This is a genomic window from Moellerella wisconsensis (assembly GCF_022592395.1).
Classification (GTDB): Bacteria; Pseudomonadota; Gammaproteobacteria; order Enterobacterales; family Enterobacteriaceae; genus Moellerella; species Moellerella wisconsensis.
On record NZ_CP093242.1, the window covers coordinates 1,923,044 to 1,942,629 of the forward strand.

Annotated in this window: 17 protein-coding genes and 1 tRNA gene; 9 read left to right on the forward strand and 9 right to left on the reverse strand. The window is 38.9% G+C overall.

Annotation, left to right across the window (positions count from 1 at the left end):
• Window positions 1-207: 207 nt before the first annotated feature.
• Window positions 208-837 (reverse strand): thymidine kinase, encoded by a 630-nt coding sequence (locus tag MNY66_RS08520; protein ID WP_047256193.1) that lies wholly within the window; start codon window positions 835-837, stop codon window positions 208-210.
• A gap of 572 nt (window positions 838-1,409) precedes the next feature.
• Here MNY66_RS08520 and hns point away from each other — a divergent pair.
• On the forward strand, window positions 1,410-1,817 hold the full coding sequence (gene hns, locus MNY66_RS08525; RefSeq protein WP_047256194.1) for a histone-like nucleoid-structuring protein H-NS: 408 nt from the start codon (window positions 1,410-1,412) through the stop codon (window positions 1,815-1,817).
• A 796-nt stretch (window positions 1,818-2,613) separates the two neighbouring features.
• Here the strand turns inward: hns and galU are convergent.
• Together galU and rssB are read right to left on the reverse strand one after the other, a co-directional pair.
• Window positions 2,614-3,543 carry a UTP--glucose-1-phosphate uridylyltransferase GalU gene (gene galU / locus MNY66_RS08530; protein ID WP_047256195.1) on the reverse strand — a complete coding sequence of 310 codons (930 nt, stop codon included), beginning with the start codon at window positions 3,541-3,543 and terminating at the stop codon, window positions 2,614-2,616.
• A gap of 250 nt (window positions 3,544-3,793) precedes the next feature.
• Window positions 3,794-4,807 carry a two-component system response regulator RssB gene (gene rssB, locus MNY66_RS08535; RefSeq protein ID WP_241500678.1) on the reverse strand — a complete coding sequence of 338 codons (1,014 nt, stop codon included), beginning with the start codon at window positions 4,805-4,807 and terminating at the stop codon, window positions 3,794-3,796.
• 127 nt (window positions 4,808-4,934) lie between these two features.
• Here rssB and MNY66_RS08540 point away from each other — a divergent pair, with 127 nt between their 5' ends.
• From MNY66_RS08540 to MNY66_RS08550, 3 genes are all read left to right on the forward strand, one after another.
• Window positions 4,935-5,414 carry a YchJ family protein gene (locus tag MNY66_RS08540; protein ID WP_047256197.1) on the forward strand — a complete coding sequence of 160 codons (480 nt, stop codon included), beginning with the start codon at window positions 4,935-4,937 and terminating at the stop codon, window positions 5,412-5,414.
• 97 nt (window positions 5,415-5,511) lie between these two features.
• The gene (purU, locus tag MNY66_RS08545; protein WP_047256198.1) at window positions 5,512-6,360 is read left to right on the forward strand and encodes a formyltetrahydrofolate deformylase; all 849 of its coding nucleotides are present in this window, start codon (window positions 5,512-5,514) and stop codon (window positions 6,358-6,360) included.
• A gap of 137 nt (window positions 6,361-6,497) precedes the next feature.
• Window positions 6,498-6,582 (forward strand) — tRNA-Tyr (locus MNY66_RS08550).
• 186 nt (window positions 6,583-6,768) lie between these two features.
• Here the strand turns inward: MNY66_RS08550 and MNY66_RS08555 are convergent.
• Complete coding sequence (locus MNY66_RS08555) at window positions 6,769-7,632, reverse strand: helix-turn-helix domain-containing protein (RefSeq protein WP_047256199.1); 864 nt, start codon at window positions 7,630-7,632, stop codon at window positions 6,769-6,771.
• A gap of 485 nt (window positions 7,633-8,117) precedes the next feature.
• On the opposite strand from MNY66_RS08555, the gene xthA reads away from it, so the two are divergent.
• On the forward strand, window positions 8,118-8,936 hold the full coding sequence (xthA, locus tag MNY66_RS08560; RefSeq protein WP_241500679.1) for an exodeoxyribonuclease III: 819 nt from the start codon (window positions 8,118-8,120) through the stop codon (window positions 8,934-8,936).
• 67 nt (window positions 8,937-9,003) lie between these two features.
• On the opposite strand, the gene MNY66_RS08565 is transcribed toward xthA, so the two are convergent.
• Genes MNY66_RS08565 through MNY66_RS08575 form a run of 3 tightly spaced genes read right to left on the reverse strand, consistent with a single transcriptional unit; the run spans window position 9,004 to window position 12,562 of the window.
• Window positions 9,004-10,950 (reverse strand): DNA topoisomerase III, encoded by a 1,947-nt coding sequence (locus tag MNY66_RS08565; RefSeq protein WP_241500680.1) that lies wholly within the window; start codon window positions 10,948-10,950, stop codon window positions 9,004-9,006.
• A 3-nt stretch (window positions 10,951-10,953) separates the two neighbouring features.
• The gene (selD, locus tag MNY66_RS08570; protein ID WP_047256202.1) at window positions 10,954-11,994 is read right to left on the reverse strand and encodes a selenide, water dikinase SelD; all 1,041 of its coding nucleotides are present in this window, start codon (window positions 11,992-11,994) and stop codon (window positions 10,954-10,956) included.
• 16 nt (window positions 11,995-12,010) lie between these two features.
• Complete coding sequence (locus tag MNY66_RS08575; RefSeq protein ID WP_047256203.1) at window positions 12,011-12,562, reverse strand: NAD(P)H nitroreductase; 552 nt, start codon at window positions 12,560-12,562, stop codon at window positions 12,011-12,013.
• 261 nt (window positions 12,563-12,823) lie between these two features.
• Here MNY66_RS08575 and sppA point away from each other — a divergent pair, with 261 nt between their 5' ends.
• From sppA to pncA, 3 genes are all read left to right on the forward strand, one after another.
• A complete protein-coding gene (gene sppA, locus MNY66_RS08580; RefSeq protein WP_047256204.1) occupies window positions 12,824-14,698 on the forward strand; it encodes a signal peptide peptidase SppA in 1,875 nt (624 codons plus the stop codon).
• A 296-nt stretch (window positions 14,699-14,994) separates the two neighbouring features.
• On the forward strand, window positions 14,995-16,026 hold the full coding sequence (ansA, locus tag MNY66_RS08585) for an asparaginase (RefSeq protein ID WP_241500681.1): 1,032 nt from the start codon (window positions 14,995-14,997) through the stop codon (window positions 16,024-16,026).
• Between the two features lie 16 nt (window positions 16,027-16,042).
• A complete protein-coding gene (gene pncA / locus MNY66_RS08590) occupies window positions 16,043-16,678 on the forward strand; it encodes a bifunctional nicotinamidase/pyrazinamidase (protein WP_241501875.1) in 636 nt (211 codons plus the stop codon).
• A 90-nt stretch (window positions 16,679-16,768) separates the two neighbouring features.
• Here pncA and MNY66_RS08595 read toward each other — a convergent pair whose 3' ends face one another.
• Window positions 16,769-17,038, reverse strand: coding sequence for a YeaC family protein (locus tag MNY66_RS08595; protein WP_241501876.1), 270 nt, complete (start codon window positions 17,036-17,038; stop codon window positions 16,769-16,771).
• Between the two features lie 419 nt (window positions 17,039-17,457).
• Window positions 17,458-17,871, reverse strand: a complete 414-nt coding sequence (gene msrB / locus MNY66_RS08600; RefSeq protein WP_241500682.1) for a peptide-methionine (R)-S-oxide reductase MsrB — start codon at window positions 17,869-17,871, stop codon at window positions 17,458-17,460.
• Between the two features lie 560 nt (window positions 17,872-18,431).
• Here msrB and gapA point away from each other — a divergent pair.
• A complete protein-coding gene (gapA, locus tag MNY66_RS08605; RefSeq protein WP_047256208.1) occupies window positions 18,432-19,427 on the forward strand; it encodes a glyceraldehyde-3-phosphate dehydrogenase in 996 nt (331 codons plus the stop codon).
• Window positions 19,428-19,586: the final 159 nt, after the last annotated feature.

Sequence of the window (19,586 nt, forward strand, 5' to 3'; positions counted from 1 at the left end):
TAAGTGAATATTAGCTCAAAGAGCTGTCATTTTGGTGAGATTAGATAGCATAAAAAATAAACCAATCACACTAAAAGGCCGCACAATAACTACTGAGCTACTTTTAGTGTAATCGATATGAAACCATCAGAATATAGATTAAACACCCTTATAAGCGATACAGCGCTACCCATTAAGGTTTTCGCCAGAAATTTGCCTCAGCCAGTATTAATCAAAATGAAAAGGGACTTTTGGCAGCTGACCGTTGGCTATCTGTTTGGCTTTATTAATAGCTTCCATGTAATGTTTACGACATACCGAAATATATTTTTCATTACCACCAATATCAACCTGAGCGCCTTCATATACCGGAATGCCATCGCTACCAATCCGCAACACTCGCCCGGCTTTACGGCCACACCAACAAACGGTTTTTAATTCCACCAACTTATCAGACCAAGCCAACAAATATTGACTTCCAGAAAATAACTCGCCTGAAAAATCGGTTCGTAAGCCATAGCATAATACCGGAATATCGACGTTATCGACTATTTCGCATAATTGTTCAACTTGCTGTTTTGTGAGAAATTGACACTCATCAATTAAGACACAATGTACTTTTTGATTATTATTTTCTGTCTTAATTGCTTCAGCCATATCCGTTTGCGGTGAGAAAAGTAACGCATCAGCAGATAAACCAATTCTCGAAACTACTTTACCTTGAGCAAAACGGGTATCAATTTCTGCAGTGAAAATAAGCGCCCTCATTCCACGCTCTTTATAATTATAAGACGATTGTAAAAGTGATGTCGATTTCCCTGCGTTCATTGCAGAGTAATAAAAATAAAGCTGAGCCATCAGCCGTGTCCCCCTGAAAAAATAAACCGGCTGATTCTATCACAAACTAAGCATTTGCGAGCAAATAGAGCGATAAAATTAGAATGCCGACTAACGTCGATTAATTTATCATCTCGATATATCTTATTATATAAGAAAACAGATAAGAAATTAGCAACAATCAGATTAATGACTACATAAATGAGTAATAGAGCCTATTCTAATAATTGATCTTGATGATAAAAAGTCAGATTACCCTTTTTAAGGCTTTATCACTGAAATGGAAAACAAAAATTTTGTTTAAGAGGATAGTAAAGCCAGTAAAATCTAGCTTTAGTCGCTTGTATAAGTTTACGACTAAAGAAAATATAAATAGTGTTAACTAAGCAATTAACAGACTATGATTCATATCCTGCTAAGTTTTATAAAAATGGAAATATATATCTGTGAAAAGTTAATATTCCTTTTGTAAAGGAATTGCTTTTACTAAAGATAACTTTTAAACTAATAGGGAAAATTAGCTATTGCAGAAAATATAATAGCATTCTATTATTAAGACACTTAAACCTACTAATTAATTTGAGACCAGGAAAATGAGCGAATCATTAAAAGCATTAAATAACATCCGTACTCTTCGTGCGCAAGCAAGAGAACTTTCTCTGGAATCACTGGAAGAGATGTTGGAAAAATTAACTGTTGTTGTAGAAGAACGTCGTGAAGAAGATAGCCAAGCGCAAGCTGAATTAGAAGAACGTACCCGTAAACTGGAAGAAGTACGTGAAATGATTCTGGCTCAAGGTATCGATCCTAACGAGCTACTGCAATCTATGGGCGGAACTAAAACCAGCGCTAAACCTAAACGTGCTGCACGTCCTGCAAAATATAAATACATCGATGAGAATGGTGAAAGCAAAACTTGGACAGGCCAAGGCCGTACTCCAGCTGTCATCAAACAAGCAATTGAAGAACAAGGTAAATCATTAGAAGATTTCTTAATCTAATTGATTTATTTACTATTAAAAAACGTCCTTAATTAAGGACGTTTTTTTTTGAATAAATGATTTATTCATCAAAGGATAATCTTACTCTTATTTAGTATGAACCAAATGTGATAATTACCCTATTGTGCTATCACGTATTTAGGCAAATTTATTCACTTAACTACTTTGATTAAAAAACAATTTCAGATTACAAATATCAAATTAAGATATTTTCTAAATTGGCACTCTGAACAAATAACCAGCCTTCAACATCCATTTGACGTTTTATACAAAAGCGAAAATTAAAGTAAATTTGTGTAATTATTATCAATAATGACTCGATTGATTAATGAATCAATTAGTTAATTTTAGTTATTCATTCAATAATTATTATCCTAAATACAATAAATATTTATGAAATTTAATCCTCATAATATTTGTAGAATTTTATGAATATGGCGTTATTCGATTAGATGACGATTAACCTATGCCTCATCATACGATACGATAAAAATTGGCTAGCCGAACAATATTGGAATGAACGAGAATGGCTGATAACAAATTTAGTGATTTAGCAATACCATGTAAGTAGTAGGTATAATACCTGATGAGCTTAATCCATAATCTCTCCTTTTCCCTCTTATTCCGAGTAAAATAACTTTCAAATAGACGGGTAAAACTTACAATATAAGTTTAAGTAAAAGACACTAGTACTATAAAGTAAAAAATATCGGTTAATTACAAAAATAAAAAAAACCGATATATGAGTAATATATCGGCGAGTAATTATAAATAGACGGTCAAACCGACATAGATATTATTTATTGACGTTTAATTTTGCAGGTAGTGAATTAATCCACTGAGAAAAATCTTCACCTAACTCTTCATGCTGCATGCCATATTCAACGAAGGCTTTCATATAACCCAGTTTATTCCCACAATCATGGCTTTTACCACGCAAATGATAAGCTTCAACAGGTTCATTTTGTTCAATTAACATAGCAATCGCATCAGTCAATTGAATTTCGTCACCCGCACCTGGTGCTGTTTTAGCTAACAGAGGCCAAATCTTATCAGTTAAGACATAACGACCAACAATAGATAAATTAGATGGAGCCTCTTCTTGGCGTGGTTTCTCAACCATACGCAAAATAGGTTTACTGTCGCCAGGCTGTAAAGTTACACCATTGCAATCCACAATACCGTAATTAGACACATCAGATTCAGGAACCGGCTCAACTAATATTTGACTCGCGCCTGTTTCATCAAAATGCGCTAGCATCTCACTTAAATTGAATTTAGACAGATCGGTACTATAACGGTCAAGAATAACGTCAGGCAGGATAACTGCAAATGGCTCATCACCAATCAATGGCTTGGCGCACAGTATTGCATGACCTAAACCTTTCGCAATACCTTGTCTGGTTTGCATAATAGTGACATGGCTTGGGCAGATAGACTGTACTTCATCCAGCAATTGACGTTTAACTCGACGCTCTAAAATAGCTTCCAATTCAAAACTAGTATCAAAATGGTTCTCGATTGAGTTTTTTGATGAATGCGTGACCAGAACAATCTCATTGATCCCTGCGGCAATACACTCATTAACCACGTATTGAATCAGTGGTTTATCTACAACGGGTAACATCTCTTTAGGAATAGCTTTCGTTGCAGGTAACATCCGCGTACCTAAACCTGCCACCGGAATGACTGCTTTATGTACTTTATGTTTAAATCCAGTTTTCATGACCAAATAATCTCCCTTAACACTAGCTCCCCCCGATATAATATAGGGAGCATTTTAGTGCCAATAAAATAGTGCTGCGGAGTATAGCAGGAATAAAGCAAGGATAAATAGATCTGGCTTTTTTTCAGAACTTTTTAACCATATTTAATGAGTTAAGCCGATTAATTCATTAATTAATAATAAAATTAGACATTAATAAATCCCCTAATGAATGATATAACTCATGCACTAATATAAGTCATAGTTAAAATTAATCCGTTAATGGGTTAAACATCAACGTAATTTGATGTCCTGCATTGGAGACTTTGCACTGCCACTGAGTCGCATGAGTGGCTAATTGCGCGGTATCTGTTGGATTAGCGATGCCCAGCGGTAAACTTGGCTTGAGTTTATATAAATTATTTTCAGTCTGTATTTGAACATCTAATCCCGCCGAAGTAAGAATAACGGTTTTACTGTCGGTATTAAAATACCCCACCAGCAATGGAAATTGGCCACTAAAACCAGAGTCTTCTAATAAATAATTTAATTGCTGAATAATATATTCAATTTTCGGTAACTTTTGTTGCGGATTATTAACCGCACTTTTTAATAGATTATTAAATACAACCCGAATGAGTAACGCTGCCATAACTCCTTCATTCGGTGATTGTTCGATATCGATACAATAAAAACCAATTTGATGCACTGATAATGGGGCTAAATCTAATAACAGCCCCATACGCTCAGCATCATTTAGTTGGCGATAATTAACTTTATAGTTATTAATTTCTTGAAAAACAGGCGGCTGTAATTGCATTAACATCGGTGTGATATTGGGCAATGGATGCTGTAATAAGGAAGATATATGGCGCATATCTGCTTCTATACCAATACCTGATTGATAGCGCTCTGGATACAAGCAGATTTCTAAAGTTTCTTTAACCTCATTTAAATCACGAATAGGCTTTAGTAATGCATCCTTGGCCCCTAGCCTAAGCACTTTATCCACTTGGGTAAAATCGTTGGTGGCCGTAATAATTATCACCGGAATATACAGCTTATTTTCGATCAACTGGGTCATCAACATTTCACCCGACATCAACGGCATATTAATATCGGATAAAATAATATCAGGATTCACACCATGATGAATAATCATATCTAATGCTTGCTTACCTGTTCCTGCAACAATTACCGTAGCCCCTAATGAGCGCAGATAATTCTCAAGCTGAGTTCGAAAAACAATTTCATCTTCGACTATCATTATCTGTTTATTTTTCATAAAAAATCCAATCGCTAGTCACTAGAGGCAAAATTCAGATACTATTATCCGAACCCTATTATTTTTTTGGGTAACAGTAATCTAAGTATAGATATTTTATTTCAAAATAGAAAAATACAGGCTAAAAATGGAAGATTCTGTGCACCAAGACTGCTTTTGCGGTAGTCAAAAAACATTTAACGTATGCTGTCAGCCTTTTTTAGACCATCAGCAGGTTCCCGAAACGGCTGAAGCATTAATGCGCTCACGTTATAGTGCCTATGTAACACATAACGCAGATTACCTGCTTCAAACATGGCATCCAGAATGTCATGCTGAACAGTGGCAGGATGAACTAATTAATGGTTTTGCCCATACCCAATGGCTTGGGTTACGTGTCATTAGTTCTTCTCATGATAAAAACTCGGACCTGGCTTATGTCGAATTTTCGGCTTGCTTTATTGATGAAAAAGCTGATCATAAACAGCTTATTCATGAGCGTTCGCGCTTTGTGCGTGTCGGCCAACAGTGGCTCTATATTGATGGGGTAACACCAAAAGTCGGCAGAAACGATCTCTGTCCTTGTGGCTCAGAGAGAAAGTATAAAAAATGCTGCGGTGATAATTAATCTTATTCTGCCATTACGCGGGAATAATCGACGATTTTTAATGTAGCCGTCATCAGCGATAACTAAAATCGAAACTATTTAAGGATCTAACCGTTTCATGCAACACAAAAATATACAAAGAAAAGTTCTTCGAACTATTTGCCCTGATGCAAAAGGTCTAATCGCCAAAATCACCAATATTTGCTACAAGCATCAGCTCAATATTGTTCAAAATAATGAATTCGTTGACCATCTCACTGGTCGTTTCTTTATGCGAACCGAGCTAGAAGGAATTTTTAATGATGAAACTCTGCTAGCGGATCTTGATGATGCATTACCTAGCGGTTCAAAACGTGAGCTTAATGCAGCGGGTCGTCGACGTATTGTTATTATGGTGACCAAAGAAGCCCATTGTTTGGGTGATCTATTAATGAAGAGCATCTACGATGGTTTAGATGTTGAAATCGCCGCAGTTATCGGGAATCACGATACTCTAAAACCATTAGTTGAGCAATTTGGGATTACTTTCCATCATATTAGCCATGAAGGGCTAACTCGCGAGCAACATGATGAAAAAATGATCAGCCAAATTGACCAATATCAACCTGATTATGTCGTGTTAGCTAAATATATGCGGGTACTGACTCCAGCATTTGTGCAGCATTATCCAAATCAGATCATTAATATCCATCATTCTTTCTTACCTGCCTTTATTGGCGCACGCCCATACCATCAAGCTTATGAGCGTGGGGTGAAAATTATTGGGGCTACCGCACACTTTGTTAACGATAGCCTGGATGAAGGTCCTATCATTACTCAGGACGTTATTAACGTTGATCATACCTTTACGGCGGACGATATGATGCGGGCTGGGCGCGATGTTGAAAAAAACGTGCTGAGCCAAGCCCTATATTGGGTATTAGCACAACGCGTTTTTGTCTATGGAAATCGAACAGTTATCTTATAAATAAATTTTTAGCTGATTAATCCGCCATAAAGTGCAAAAAAACGGCATTCGAACTACTTTTTACAATTAATACTTTACAGCGGCAGCTCATTTGATATGATTCTGCCCGCTGTCACAGATAGCGAGCGAAAAAATTTGGTGGGGTTCCCGAGCGGCCAAAGGGAGCAGACTGTAAATCTGCCGTCACAGACTTCGAAGGTTCGAATCCTTCCCCCACCACCACTTCGCTAACCGCCAGTTAGCCTTGATATACTCACATAAAGTTATTATTCTAGTATTTACAATTTATTTCATACTCTAAGTTTCCCTCTCTATTTTAGCCCCCTCCTTTATACGATATGAATATTTATGCTAGACCTATACTATTTTCAATAACATCATTTTATTTGTCTCCGGCTATATTTATCATTATGTCATTTGCTCAATTAACGAAATAAAGCGGTTTAACACGCTAGAATGTGCCTTCGATTTATAAATATAACATTTTAAATTAATATTTAGCTTATCTAACGGTAAAAATATCATGTCCTCATCACTGCAGCACTCTTTAGGTAGTTGATCGCTTAACCCAATAAAATCTCCTTGTTGGATGAAATTAATACAACAGCCAATATTGTCCATCTGGCGGATACTGATTTTTATTTTATTAACTCCCACTTGATGGATTAGCTTTGTCATTAAAGGACTTTTATATAATGCTGGATCACACAGCCAAGTATATTTACGTAACAGCTCGATAATATTCTCTTGGCACAGTTGATACAGTGAACGCTGGCAGTATATACCTAATGAGTTATGCTCAATCTGCTTTAGTAGGCTAAAACGCTCGCTAATCACCATCTCCGAGCTTAAAATCAATGTATTACCATCGTAGTCGACAATATCGTCTAATTCTTGAGGATTAAATCTAAAGATATTTACTTGTGCATTATGCTTATTCGCTGAATGATATAAATTAATTAAATGCCCTTCCTTTCCCCAGTCATAATAAATATTTGCCTCATTACTTATATGCCCAGTAAAATGTTTTTTGGTGATTTCTTTTTCCTGCAAATAAAGTTCTCTAAGGTCATTATATAATTCAAAACCATCATTTGTGAGAGTCATCCCAAACTTTTCACGTTTAAAAAGTCGTTTACCTAATATGGTTTCAAAATCTTTAATTGACTTAGCAATTGGTGGTGTCGTTCTATTCATTACTCGAGCAGCTTTACTTAATGAACCATTTTCTACCACTGCCATGAAAGCTTCTAGCTTGCGTGAAAAAAACATATCTATATCCCCATCAAAACCACGATAAAATAAGAATATATAGAGTAACAGTTAAATAATAACCCTAGATATCAATTAGTTAATTTGAGTTAGAACGCTTTTAGCTTATCAATCATGGAAACTAAAAATTAATTAATTTAACAATCCAAAATCGAATGGATAATATAATCCTATAACTTAAAGCACTTAATTTCTAACAAACTCAACCATGCCAATCTAGCGTTTTATATGAATAAAATTTGTAATATCTGTATTAAATAAAAAATATCCTCAACCTTTACAGCAAGCTATTTTAAACATTACTCACATTCTTATTATGTCCTTTATTTATCATTGTTACATTTAATATAATAAGCCAATCAGTTTAATTTAAAATTAAATTAATTATATTTACATTGTTTTAAATTATTATTTTGAATGGTTACATAAATACTATTATCTGTTAAAATAGTGTTTTCAGTTAAAATATGGACACTTCCCTTACCATGAAATTTATATCTTTCAATATCAATGGATTAAGAGCCCGCCCTCATCAACTAGCTGCAATTGTTGAAAAATATCAGCCTGATGTGATTGGGTTACAAGAAACCAAAGTTCATGATGATATGTTTCCTTTAGATGATGTAAAACAACTGGGTTACCATATTTATTATCATGGGCAAAAAGGTCACTATGGGGTGGCATTATTATTGAAAAAACCACCATTAGCAGTACGTAAGGGTTTTGCTACCGATAACGAAGATGCTCAACGCCGTATTATCATGGCAGATATTGCCACTGAAAATGGGCCATTAACCGTCATCAATGGCTATTTCCCTCAAGGTGAAAGCCGTGACCATCCAACTAAATTCCCAGCTAAAGAAAAGTTTTATCGCGATCTGCAAACTTATGTCGAGACATTTGACCCCGCCGGACAGCTGCTAATTATGGGCGATCTAAACATTAGTCCTGCTGATAAAGATATCGGTATCGGTGAAAACAACATGAAACGCTGGTTACGTAGTGGAAAATGTTCATTTTTACCCGAAGAACGTGAATGGTTAGGCAAGCTACTAAATTGGGGATTAGTCGATACTTATCGTCAAATGTACCCTGATACCGATGATAAATTTTCATGGTTTGATTATCGTTCAAAAGGTTTTGATGATAATCGTGGGCTACGAATTGACTTGGTTTTAGCTAGCCCATCATTGGCAAAACTCTGTGTCGCTACTGGAATTGATTATGATATCCGGGCGATGGAAAAGCCCTCCGATCACGCGCCGGTATGGGCTGAGTTTGAGTTAACTGCTAGCGACAAATAAGCATTAATCTCGGCCACCATAATTCATAAGTTCATTGCTTCATTATGGGGCCGAGACTATTAGTGTTTTATGATTTATTCGCAGACTTTTTGCGGGTAGCTGGAGCAGAGTTTTTCCGCGGTTTAGCGCTAGATTTACCTTTGCGCGCGGGAGCAGGTGGTAATTCTCTAAAAGCTTTTACATTGGTATTTTGTCGAGCATATTCAATTAATTGCTGTAATGTCGCGGCCAATGGCTGCATAAAATCATCATAGCGAGTTTTCTTTTCACTTATTTGAGTTAAAACTGATTCCCAATGCGCGGTCATATCAGGTAATGTCGCCATATCAGGCAATACATGGATCAATGCACGTCCCGCCGGTGAAGCATGAATATAGCGCCCTTGTTTAAATAAAAACTGTCGCTTAAATAACAAGTCAATAATCCCTGCACGCGTCGCTTCAGTCCCTAAGCCATCGGTTTCGCGTAGCACTTTTTTTAACGACTTATCTTGTACAAAGCGAGCTATGCCGGTCATTGCAGACAACAATGTGGCATCGGTAAATGGCCGAGGTGGCTGAGTTTGTCTTTCAATTACCTCTCCATTTTCACACAATAATTGTGCCCCTTTTTTGACGATAGGTAACGGTGTACCATCATTCTCTGCATCGCGTTCTTTATTGCCCAAGACCGTTTTCCACCCAGCCTCAGCTAAAAATCGTGCTTTGGCAATAAATTTACCGCCTGCAATTTCTAACTCAATCACGCACTTACGATAAATCGCATCGGGCATGAACTGAATAATATACTGTTGTGCTATCAAGCCATAAATATTAGCTTCATGCTCAGTTAATTTAACCGCTGAGCTGCGTGCCGTCGGAATAATTGCATGGTGAGCATCAACTTTTTTATCATCCCAGCAGCGGTTTTTGTGATCAATTTCAGTTAATTCAAATTCAGTTAATGCGGGTCGATGGACTGAAATCGCATTAAGTACCGCATGACGTCCAGCAAAATGCTCATCGGGAAGATAACGGCTATCAGAACGCGGATAAGTAATTAACTTATGTGTTTCATACAAGCGCTGACAAACATCTAGCACTTCTTGCGCACTCAAGTTAAATTTCTTTGCCGCCTCAATTTGTAAAGCCGATAATGAAAATGGTAAAGGCGATATTTCTGACTCACGTTTATCTTGATATGAGGTGACATCTGCCGGTTGCCCACTGATCCGTGCCACCACATGCTCAGCCAGAGGCCGATGAGTTAATCGCCCTTCTTCATCTTGATAATCAATACAGGAGTCGCTTGGCTGCCAGACCGCCGTAAAACGTTCTTCATTGGGCGTAACTATGTGGGCTTTAACTTCAAAGAAATCTTTAGGTACAAAATTTTCAATATCTTCATCACGGCGCACCACCAACCCTAACACTGGGGTTTGTACTCGCCCGACAGACAGTACCCCTTGGTAGCCAGCACGTTGACCCAAAAGTGTATACGCGCGAGTCATGTTTATACCATATAGCCAATCTGCGCGGGCGCGAGCCAATGCAGAAACACATAACGGGATAAAGTCACGATTAGCACGTAATCGCTGTACAGCTCGCTCAACGGCTTGAGGGTTTAAATCGTTAATTAAACAGCGTTGAACTGCTTTTCTTTTTTCTGCGGGCAAATTGAGATAATCAAGTACCTCATCAACCAATAATTGACCTTCTCTATCTGGGTCTCCCGCATGAATGACTTCTGAGGCTTGAGATAATAATGATTTTATCGTATTCAGTTGCTTAGCGACCGAAGGTCTCGGTTTTAATTGCCATTTTTCCGGGATGATAGGCAGATCATGTAGCGCCCAACGCGCATAACGCGCATCGTAAGCATCTGGCTCCGCTTGCTCTAATAAATGGCCAATACACCAAGTGACCATTTGATTATCACCACACTGAATAAAACCGTCCCCCCGTTTATGGGGCTTCGGTAATATCTCTGCAATAGCCCGAGCTAAACTCGGTTTTTCCGCAATAAATAAACGCATAGCTTATTCAATAACATCGATCAAAGGCTGATTAGGTTGCTGTGGAATCAATCTTCCAATCGCATTTAACGTAATACCATGCTGCGCTGCCAGCGTGGTGACTTGATCCACCGCGTCAGGCTGTACCGCAATCAATAATCCGCCAGAAGTTTGAGGATCACATAATAGATCACGCTGTAAATCAGTCAATGGCGCTATCAAATGGCCATAGCTATCAAAATTACGCTGCGTTCCGCCCGGCACACAACCTTGAGCAATATACTGTTCAATATTTGGTAATTTAGGCACCTGTGAGAAATTAATTTGTGCCGCAACTTGCGAGCCTTGGCATATTTCACTTAAATGACCTAACAAACCAAAACCCGTCACATCAGTCATCGCCGTAACACCTTCAATAGCCGCAAATTCACTACCTATTTGGTTGAGTTGACACATGATTGTTGTTGCTAAACCACGATGTTCATCAGCCAACAGGCTTTTCTTTTCGGCGGTAGTTAATACGCCAATACCTAACGGTTTGGTCAAAAATAATTGACATCCACTGCTTGCTGCGCTGTTTTTCTTGATTTTAGCAGTATCGACCACACCGGTAACCGCTAAACCAAAAATCGGCTCTGGTGCATCAATTGAATGTCCACCTGCCAGTGATATGCCCGCATCTTTACATGCTGCTCGCCCACCTTCAATTACTTCGCGTGCAACTTCTGGCGCTAATTTATTGATAGGCCAACCTAAAATAGCAATAGCCATAATTGGTTTTCCACCCATAGCATAAATATCACTAATCGCATTAGTGGCTGCTATCCGACCGAACTCAAATGGAGAATCGACAATCGGCATAAAAAAATCCGTGGTGCTAATAATACCGATACCATTACCGAGGTCATACACCGCTGCATCGTCTTTAGTTTCATTGCCGACTAATAAATGAGGATCATGAAATTTAGCTTTTTCGCTGTGCAAAATTTGTTCCAATACTTTTGGTGCAATTTTGCAGCCACATCCTGCACCGTGACTGTATTGTGTGAGTCTAATATCTTGCATTTAAAGGTCTCCGGGTTCAGAAATAACTAACAAAATCGCTCATATCTGGTTGCTGAACTTTACTTGGTGCTTTTAATTCAGGCGTACCAAGATATAAAAAGCCAACAATTTTTTCATTTTCAGCGCAGCCTAATCCAGCTTTTACGATGGGATCTTCAGTCCATGACCCTGAACGCCAAATACCACCAAAGCCTTGAGCTAATGCCGCCATTTGCATGGCTTGTACTGTACAGCCCGCGGCAACCAATTGCTCCCAATCAGGCACTTTGGGATGCTCGACAATTTTAGCAATTACCGTAATAATCAGTGGCGCACGAAACGGAGCATGGCGCGCTTTTTTTTCTACTTCTGGGCCCATTTTCCCCGCAATCGCAGCTTGTTCAAGCAGTTGACTAAATTTAATTAATCCCTCATCTTGCATAACGATAAAATGCCATGGACGTAAAGCTCCGTGATCAGGCGCACGCATACCGGCGGTAAGGATATTTTGCAACGTCTCACCTGCTGGTGCCGGTGTCGTTAGGCGTGAAGCTGAACGACGATTCAATAAAAGTGTTAATGCATCCATCTATATCTCCATTTCGGGATAAACTATTATCGTAATTACTCGATGATATCGATTTATCACAGTAATTAATTTGAATAACCGTAGCGAATAACTGTACATATCAATATATTGAATTATATCATCTGTCGGTACAGAGAAACATGATGGCCGCATTTTATAATCATCTTGAAACTTTTTTTATGGATAAATCATCAGGTTTCAGACAGAAAAAGGTGTTCCTTGCCATTAATATGAGAAAAATTTTTGTAATATGGAGAGAGTATGCGCCAAATTTGGAACATTATCGCAACAGTCTTTAAATTTAGCTGGCGATTATTGAATTTTGCCCGAGAGCTATTTTTTAATGCTGTATTCATAGTGCTGATAATTATCATCGGCGCTGGGATTGTAATTTATAAATCAGATCAACAACCGGTAACATCTCAGCAAGGTGCGCTATATGTAGATCTACAAGGGATTGTAGTTGATCAGATCTCAAGCCCTGATCCACTTGGGCGTATGAGTCGCGAATTATTGGGCGCTTCTGCCAATCGAATGCAAGAAAATGCCTTATTTGAGTTAGTTGATACCCTACGTGAAGCTGCCAATGATAAAAATATTACTGGAATGGTGTTGCAACTAGATAATTTTGTTGGCGCAGATCAACCTTCATTAAATTATATTGGTAAAGCTATCAGTGAGTTTAAAGCCACAGGTAAACCAGTCTATGCACTGGGCAATAGCTATAATCAATCACAATATTATTTAGCTAGCTATGCCGATGAAATTTATCTATCACCGCAAGGTGCTGTCGGCGTTTACGGTTTTTCTACCAATAACTTGTATTACAAAACCCTGCTCGAGAAACTTAAAATTAATACCCATATTTTTCGTGTGGGTACCTACAAATCTGCCGTCGAACCGTTTATGCGCAATGCAATGTCACCCGAAGCGCGTGCGGCCGATCAACAATGGCTGGGAACTCTGTGGAATAATTATTTAACTACGTTAGCTAACAACCGCCAATCCACGCCAACAGGTATTTTTCCGGGAGCAGATGCATTACTCACCTCACTAAAAGCGGTAAATGGCAATAATGCGCAATATGCATTATCACAAAAGCTAGTGGATAAAGTGGTAACTCGCGAACAAGCTGAAAATGAAATGAAAGCTCACTTTGGCTGGGATAAAACCCAGCAGCATTTCAATTATATTAGTATTTATGATTATTCTCAGCAATTAGACCGCACCAGTACAGACTCAGCACAACAAGATAGCGGAAACATCGCGGTCATCGTGGTGCAAGGGGCAATAATGGACGGCCCGCAAACACCCGGTATTGCTGGAAGCGATACCATTGCCGCCCAAATTCGCAAAGCTCGACTCAACCCGGCGATTAAAGCCATTATTTTACGGGTTAATAGCCCAGGGGGCAGCGTAACTGCATCGGATATTATTCGCAGTGAGTTAGCCTCTACCCGCGCAGCTGGTAAGCCGATAGTGGTTTCTATGGGGGGATTAGCCGCTTCAGGTGGGTATTGGGTGTCAACACCGGCAAACTACATTATCGCTAGCCCGAGTACGTTAACTGGTTCCATCGGTATTTTCGGCGTTATCAACACCTTTGAAGACTCATTAAATTCGCTGGGAGTGTATACTGACGGTGTTTCAACGTCACCGTTGGCTGATGTTTCGCTCACCAAGGGGATCAGCTCCGAGTTTGGCGACTTAATGCAAATCACCATCGAAAATGGCTATAGCACCTTTATTAATTTAGTCGCTCAATCACGCAATAAAACCCCTGAGCAAATCGATAAAATCGCCCAAGGACGTGTATGGATTGGCGTCGATGCTAAGAATATTGGCTTAGTCGATCAGCTGGGTGATTTTGATGACGCGCTAGATAAAGCCGCAGAGCTAGCCAATATCACACCAAATAATGTTAAAATTGATTGGTTACGTCCAGACTTGTCATTGTTTGATTTAGTGATGTTAGAAATCACCGCTAAAGCTCAGGCGATAATGCCCGATACCTTGCATGCGCTGTTACCAGAACAAACTGTGACCGATATTCGTAAACAAGCCCAGTTTTTCTTAAAGATGAACGATCCCCAAAACCGCTATGCCTTTTGTTTAAACTGTGGAGATATCTATTAATTAACACATCTATTAATTAGCTTATATTAATAACTAACGTGTATTGGCGTTCCCAGTGTTCTAAAGCTGGGAGCGCTTAATTACTTGACTAACTTGCTAGCTCATTCCATTTTTATATACTCTTTTTAATTGAGTTTGCCGCAGCATCTCCTTCAATCCACTGGATTAAAATAACGCCAAATACGTCACCTTAATATTATTACACCAATAATTTGCATTTATTATCTAATATTTATACTGCATTCATTCTATAATCCAGATTAATTAGTTGTCTCTCTTCAGGTCGGATTTTCATAATGCAAAAAGATGTAGAAAAAAAATCAATTTATGTGGTTTATACTGGCGGCACTATTGGCATGCAACATTCTGCGTTTGGCTATGTCCCAGTCTCGGGACATTTACAACAACAATTAGCCAAAATGCCTGAGTTTCACCGGCCTGAAATGCCTTCTTTTACGCTTCGTGAACATCATCCTTTAATTGACTCTTCAGATATCACGCCCGAAGATTGGCAAATTATTGCCGATGATATTAACCAAAATTATGATAAATACGATGGTTTCGTTATTTTACATGGTACCGATACCATGGCGTTCACCGCGTCAGCATTGTCATTTATGTTTGAAAATCTGCAAAAGCCGATTATCGTGACCGGGTCACAAATCCCCTTGGAAGCCCTGAGATCTGACGGCCAAACTAACCTACTTAACGCGCTATATTTGGCCGCTAATTATCCGGTAAACGAAGTGAGTTTATTTTTCAATAATAAATTATTTCGCGGGAATCGCACGGTAAAAGCCCACGCCGACGGGTTCGATGCCTTTACCTCGCCAAACTGTTCGCCATTAATGGAGGCAGGAATTAATATTCGTAGCTTTGCTACCTGCCCCGCACCACGCGGAATTGGCGAGTTTATCACGCATAGGATCACCCCTCAGCCTATAGGCGTAATTATGCTTTACCCAGGACTATCAATTGATATTATCAATAATATTTTACAGCAACCGATAAAAGCTTTAATTATTCGTTCTTATGGCGTCGGTAATGCCCCACAACAGCCTGATTTACTACGCTTACTGCGCGAAGCCACAGAAATAGGCATTATTGTGATTAATCTAACCCAATGTATCTCTGGACGAGTTAATATGGAAGGCTATGCCACTGGGCATGCACTGGCTGAAGCTGGGGTTATTAGTGGTTATGATATGACCTTTGAAGCTACGCTGACCAAATTACATTATTTACTAAGCCAAAATTTTACTACTGCACATATTCGCGAATTAATGCAAAATAATTTACGCGGTGAATTGAGTTACGCTGATGACTAATAATGAGGACGATAACGTGAAATCTGCTCTACTTCTGGTTGATTTACAAAATGATTTTTGTTCAGGAGGTGCACTCGCCGTCCAGAATAGCGAAACAGCGATCGACATTGCGAATCAAGCGATTACCTATTGCCAACAGAACCATATTAACGTCATCGCTAGCCAAGACTGGCACCCTGCGACGCATTTAAGTTTTGCAGTCAATTCAGGAACTAATATTGGCGAATGTGGCTTACTGAATGGACGTCCACAAGTTTGGTGGCCCGTACATTGCGTACAAAACCAACCCGGAGCAAAACTGCATCCTCAATTAAACCAAGCTGCTATCGATGCAATATTTACCAAAGGTGAAAATCCACAAATAGACAGCTACAGCGCATTTTTCGATAACGATCAGCGCAGCCAAACCCAACTACATTCGTGGCTACAACAGCAGCAGATCCAAAAATTATTTATTTTGGGTATTGCGACGGATTATTGCGTTAAATTCACCGTGTTAGATGCATTGAGATTAGGCTACAGCGTGAAAGTGATTACCGATGGCTGTCGTGCCGTTAATTTAGCCCCACAAGATGGGCAACTCGCATTGCAAGAAATGGCTGATAATGGTGCTGCTCTGATCAATCTGGCGCAATTTTGTACACAAAATTAGCCAAAAAACTCTCTATACAAAGACAGCGGTTAGCTTAATAACCGCTGATTTAATTGCGCTTTTCTTTATACTCAAACTTTATATTTAAACTTAATGCTGAGCACTCGAGTCATTGTCCAGCGGCTTTAAGGTGGCTAACAGCGATTGTTGAAATATTGATTTCAGCTGCTGTTTGCTTTTCATGATGATAGTGCCATCTGTTCCCACCGTCATATGTTCGGGGTCGTGATTATGCCGCGACTGCCATAACAACACCATTTGCAAACTGTGGGCTTTTTGCTCAGCACTGAGAGCAACCCCATCTGGCCATTTACCTAACTCAACTGCGGTAACTAAACGTTGATAAATTTCTGGGGTCATAACAGAAAGCAACTGCTCGATATGCTGTGGATCTAATGCCTCAGTTTGAGTTTTACTCGCTGGCTCAGATAAATCTTGCGGCGCTACATCAGCCGATTTAGGTTCAAAACTCACATTCACTCCTTAACAAGCCAAAGCTAAATTATCCACCTTGACTTAAAATATTAGTTATTACCTATGTTTTAATATCGACGTATTTTCAATATTGGCCTATTTTAGTCGCCTGTGCTTAGTGTCAATACTCGCCATTTGGGCATAGCCCTCGTTATATAGCCCTCGTTATTACTTAATTCACACTCAAGCTGAAACGGTTAAGCCCGTATATTGCTTGTATGATCTGTTGATTATAGGGGCTGTAGATTCTATTTGCTGAACCTTCCCCCCCTTAATATCAATGAGTTACTCTGTTTTTTATTTAATTAACCATCGATCGATTTATTCTGATTGTCATCAGTAAAACGCAATGAGGCTGAATTAATACAATAGCGCTGCCCGGTAGGTTGTGGCCCATCAGGGAATACATGTCCCAAATGCGCATTACATTGCTGACAACGTACTTCGATTCGCTGCATACCCAAGCTATTGTCTTCAATATATTTTATCGCGGAGTCATTGACTGGCTGATAAAAACTGGGCCATCCGCATCCCGCATCAAACTTAGTTTCTGAACCAAACAGCGGCGCATCGCAACATAAACAATAATATATACCATCTTCTCGCAGGTGTAATAAGCGGCCAGAAAACGGTGGCTCGGTTCCGGCTTGTTGAGTCACGTAACGCTGGATTTCACTAAGATTGGAGAGATCAATTTGATTATCTTTAGTCTTGGACATTGCGGCACCTATATTTGTCAGTTTTTCTTCTGGGCAACTTTCAATTTTTGCTAACAACGAAAATTTGGCTAAACATGCGTATTAACGGGTGTTATCTGATTAATTTAATTAATTTCACTGAATTATTATCATTCCCGAACCCACTATCTCATGATATCGATTAATTACTTTTATATAATTAATTGCTTATATGTATTACAGTATATGGATTATCAGTATGGCTGTGATAAAAGATCGCGCTAATCATTAAATTAATCTGAGTTGAAACAAAAATTTAACAGAAAATTGTCAAATGCCATTCTAAACTAATTAGACGCTGCTTTCGAATTCTGTTTGTGACCTATCTCACATATATTACTGATAAGATCTTTAATTATTTTAATCTGCCCTGATAATACATTTTGGGTGTATTTACTCAAGAAAATGGCTGACAAGTAATCAATTAGTGTGTTCTGAATTGATATTTTGCAATAATTGACACGATTCCGCTTGACGGCTGGCAAGGTTTTGGTAAGTTTAAATACAACTTAATTCACTAAAAAATAGCTGGTGGAAATACTATGAGTATCAAAATAGGTATCAATGGTTTTGGTCGTATCGGCCGTATCGTTTTCCGTGCTGCACAAGAACGCTCTGACGTTGAAATCGTTGCAATCAACGATTTATTAGATGCTGAATATATGGCATACATGCTGAAATACGATTCAACTCATGGCCGTTTTAACGGTACTGTTGAAGTTAAAGATGGTCACCTGGTTGTTAATGGTAAAACTATCCGTTGTACTTCAGAAAGAGATCCAGCTAACCTGAAGTGGGACGAAGTTGGTGTTGATGTTGTTGCTGAAGCTACCGGTATCTTCTTGACCGATGAGACTGCACGTAAACACATCCAAGCAGGCGCTAAAAAAGTTGTGTTAACTGGTCCTTCTAAAGATGACACCCCAATGTTCGTTATGGGCGTTAACCAAAATACTTATGCAGGCCAAGAAATCGTTTCTAACGCTTCTTGTACTACTAACTGCCTGGCACCTCTGGCAAAAGTTATCAACGACAAATTCGGTATCGTTGAAGGCCTGATGACAACTGTTCATGCAACTACTGCAACTCAAAAAACAGTTGATGGTCCTTCTCATAAAGACTGGCGCGGTGGTCGTGGCGCATCACAAAACATCATCCCATCTTCTACCGGTGCTGCTAAAGCTGTAGGTAAAGTTATCCCAGAACTGAACGGCAAACTGACTGGTATGTCTTTCCGTGTTCCTACACCAAACGTTTCTGTTGTTGACCTGACTGTACGTCTGGCTAAACCAGCAACTTACGCACAAATCTGTGAAGCAATCAAAGATGCTGCTGCAGGCGAGCTGAAAGGTGTTCTGGGTTATACTGATGAAGATGTTGTATCAACAGACTTCAATGGCGAAAAACTGACTTCAGTATTCGATGCTAAAGCAGGTATCGCACTGAACGACAACTTCGTTAAACTGGTTTCTTGGTATGACAACGAAACTGGTTACTCAAACAAAGTTCTGGATCTGATTGCTCATATCTCTAAATAATAGCTAATTAGTTTTCAGAATATATTCGAGCCGCCATTATGGCGGCTCTTTTGTATCTACTTTATACTGCTCGAGCTCTATAGACAGAAATGTTATTTTTCTCTGTATTCCATGACCTTTAATTAGTACAACAATCCTGTTTGTCTAATCCTTAGGTTG

What these genes read in the sequence shown, in the direction of transcription:
- MNY66_RS08520 (WP_047256193.1), bottom strand. Translation starts at nt 837, where the DNA reads ATGGCTCAGCTTTATTTTTATTACTCTGCAATGAACGCAGGGAAATCG.
- hns (WP_047256194.1), top strand. Translation starts at nt 1,410, where the DNA reads ATGAGCGAATCATTAAAAGCATTAAATAACATCCGTACTCTTCGTGCG.
- galU (WP_047256195.1), bottom strand. Translation starts at nt 3,543, where the DNA reads ATGAAAACTGGATTTAAACATAAAGTACATAAAGCAGTCATTCCGGTG.
- rssB (WP_241500678.1), bottom strand. Translation starts at nt 4,807, where the DNA reads ATGAAAAATAAACAGATAATGATAGTCGAAGATGAAATTGTTTTTCGA.
- MNY66_RS08540 (WP_047256197.1), top strand. Translation starts at nt 4,935, where the DNA reads ATGGAAGATTCTGTGCACCAAGACTGCTTTTGCGGTAGTCAAAAAACA.
- purU (WP_047256198.1), top strand. Translation starts at nt 5,512, where the DNA reads ATGCAACACAAAAATATACAAAGAAAAGTTCTTCGAACTATTTGCCCT.
- MNY66_RS08555 (WP_047256199.1), bottom strand. Translation starts at nt 7,632, where the DNA reads ATGTTTTTTTCACGCAAGCTAGAAGCTTTCATGGCAGTGGTAGAAAAT.
- xthA (WP_241500679.1), top strand. Translation starts at nt 8,118, where the DNA reads ATGAAATTTATATCTTTCAATATCAATGGATTAAGAGCCCGCCCTCAT.
- MNY66_RS08565 (WP_241500680.1), bottom strand. Translation starts at nt 10,950, where the DNA reads ATGCGTTTATTTATTGCGGAAAAACCGAGTTTAGCTCGGGCTATTGCA.
- selD (WP_047256202.1), bottom strand. Translation starts at nt 11,994, where the DNA reads ATGCAAGATATTAGACTCACACAATACAGTCACGGTGCAGGATGTGGC.
- MNY66_RS08575 (WP_047256203.1), bottom strand. Translation starts at nt 12,562, where the DNA reads ATGGATGCATTAACACTTTTATTGAATCGTCGTTCAGCTTCACGCCTA.
- sppA (WP_047256204.1), top strand. Translation starts at nt 12,824, where the DNA reads ATGCGCCAAATTTGGAACATTATCGCAACAGTCTTTAAATTTAGCTGG.
- ansA (WP_241500681.1), top strand. Translation starts at nt 14,995, where the DNA reads ATGCAAAAAGATGTAGAAAAAAAATCAATTTATGTGGTTTATACTGGC.
- MNY66_RS08595 (WP_241501876.1), bottom strand. Translation starts at nt 17,038, where the DNA reads ATGACCCCAGAAATTTATCAACGTTTAGTTACCGCAGTTGAGTTAGGT.
- msrB (WP_241500682.1), bottom strand. Translation starts at nt 17,871, where the DNA reads ATGTCCAAGACTAAAGATAATCAAATTGATCTCTCCAATCTTAGTGAA.
- gapA (WP_047256208.1), top strand. Translation starts at nt 18,432, where the DNA reads ATGAGTATCAAAATAGGTATCAATGGTTTTGGTCGTATCGGCCGTATC.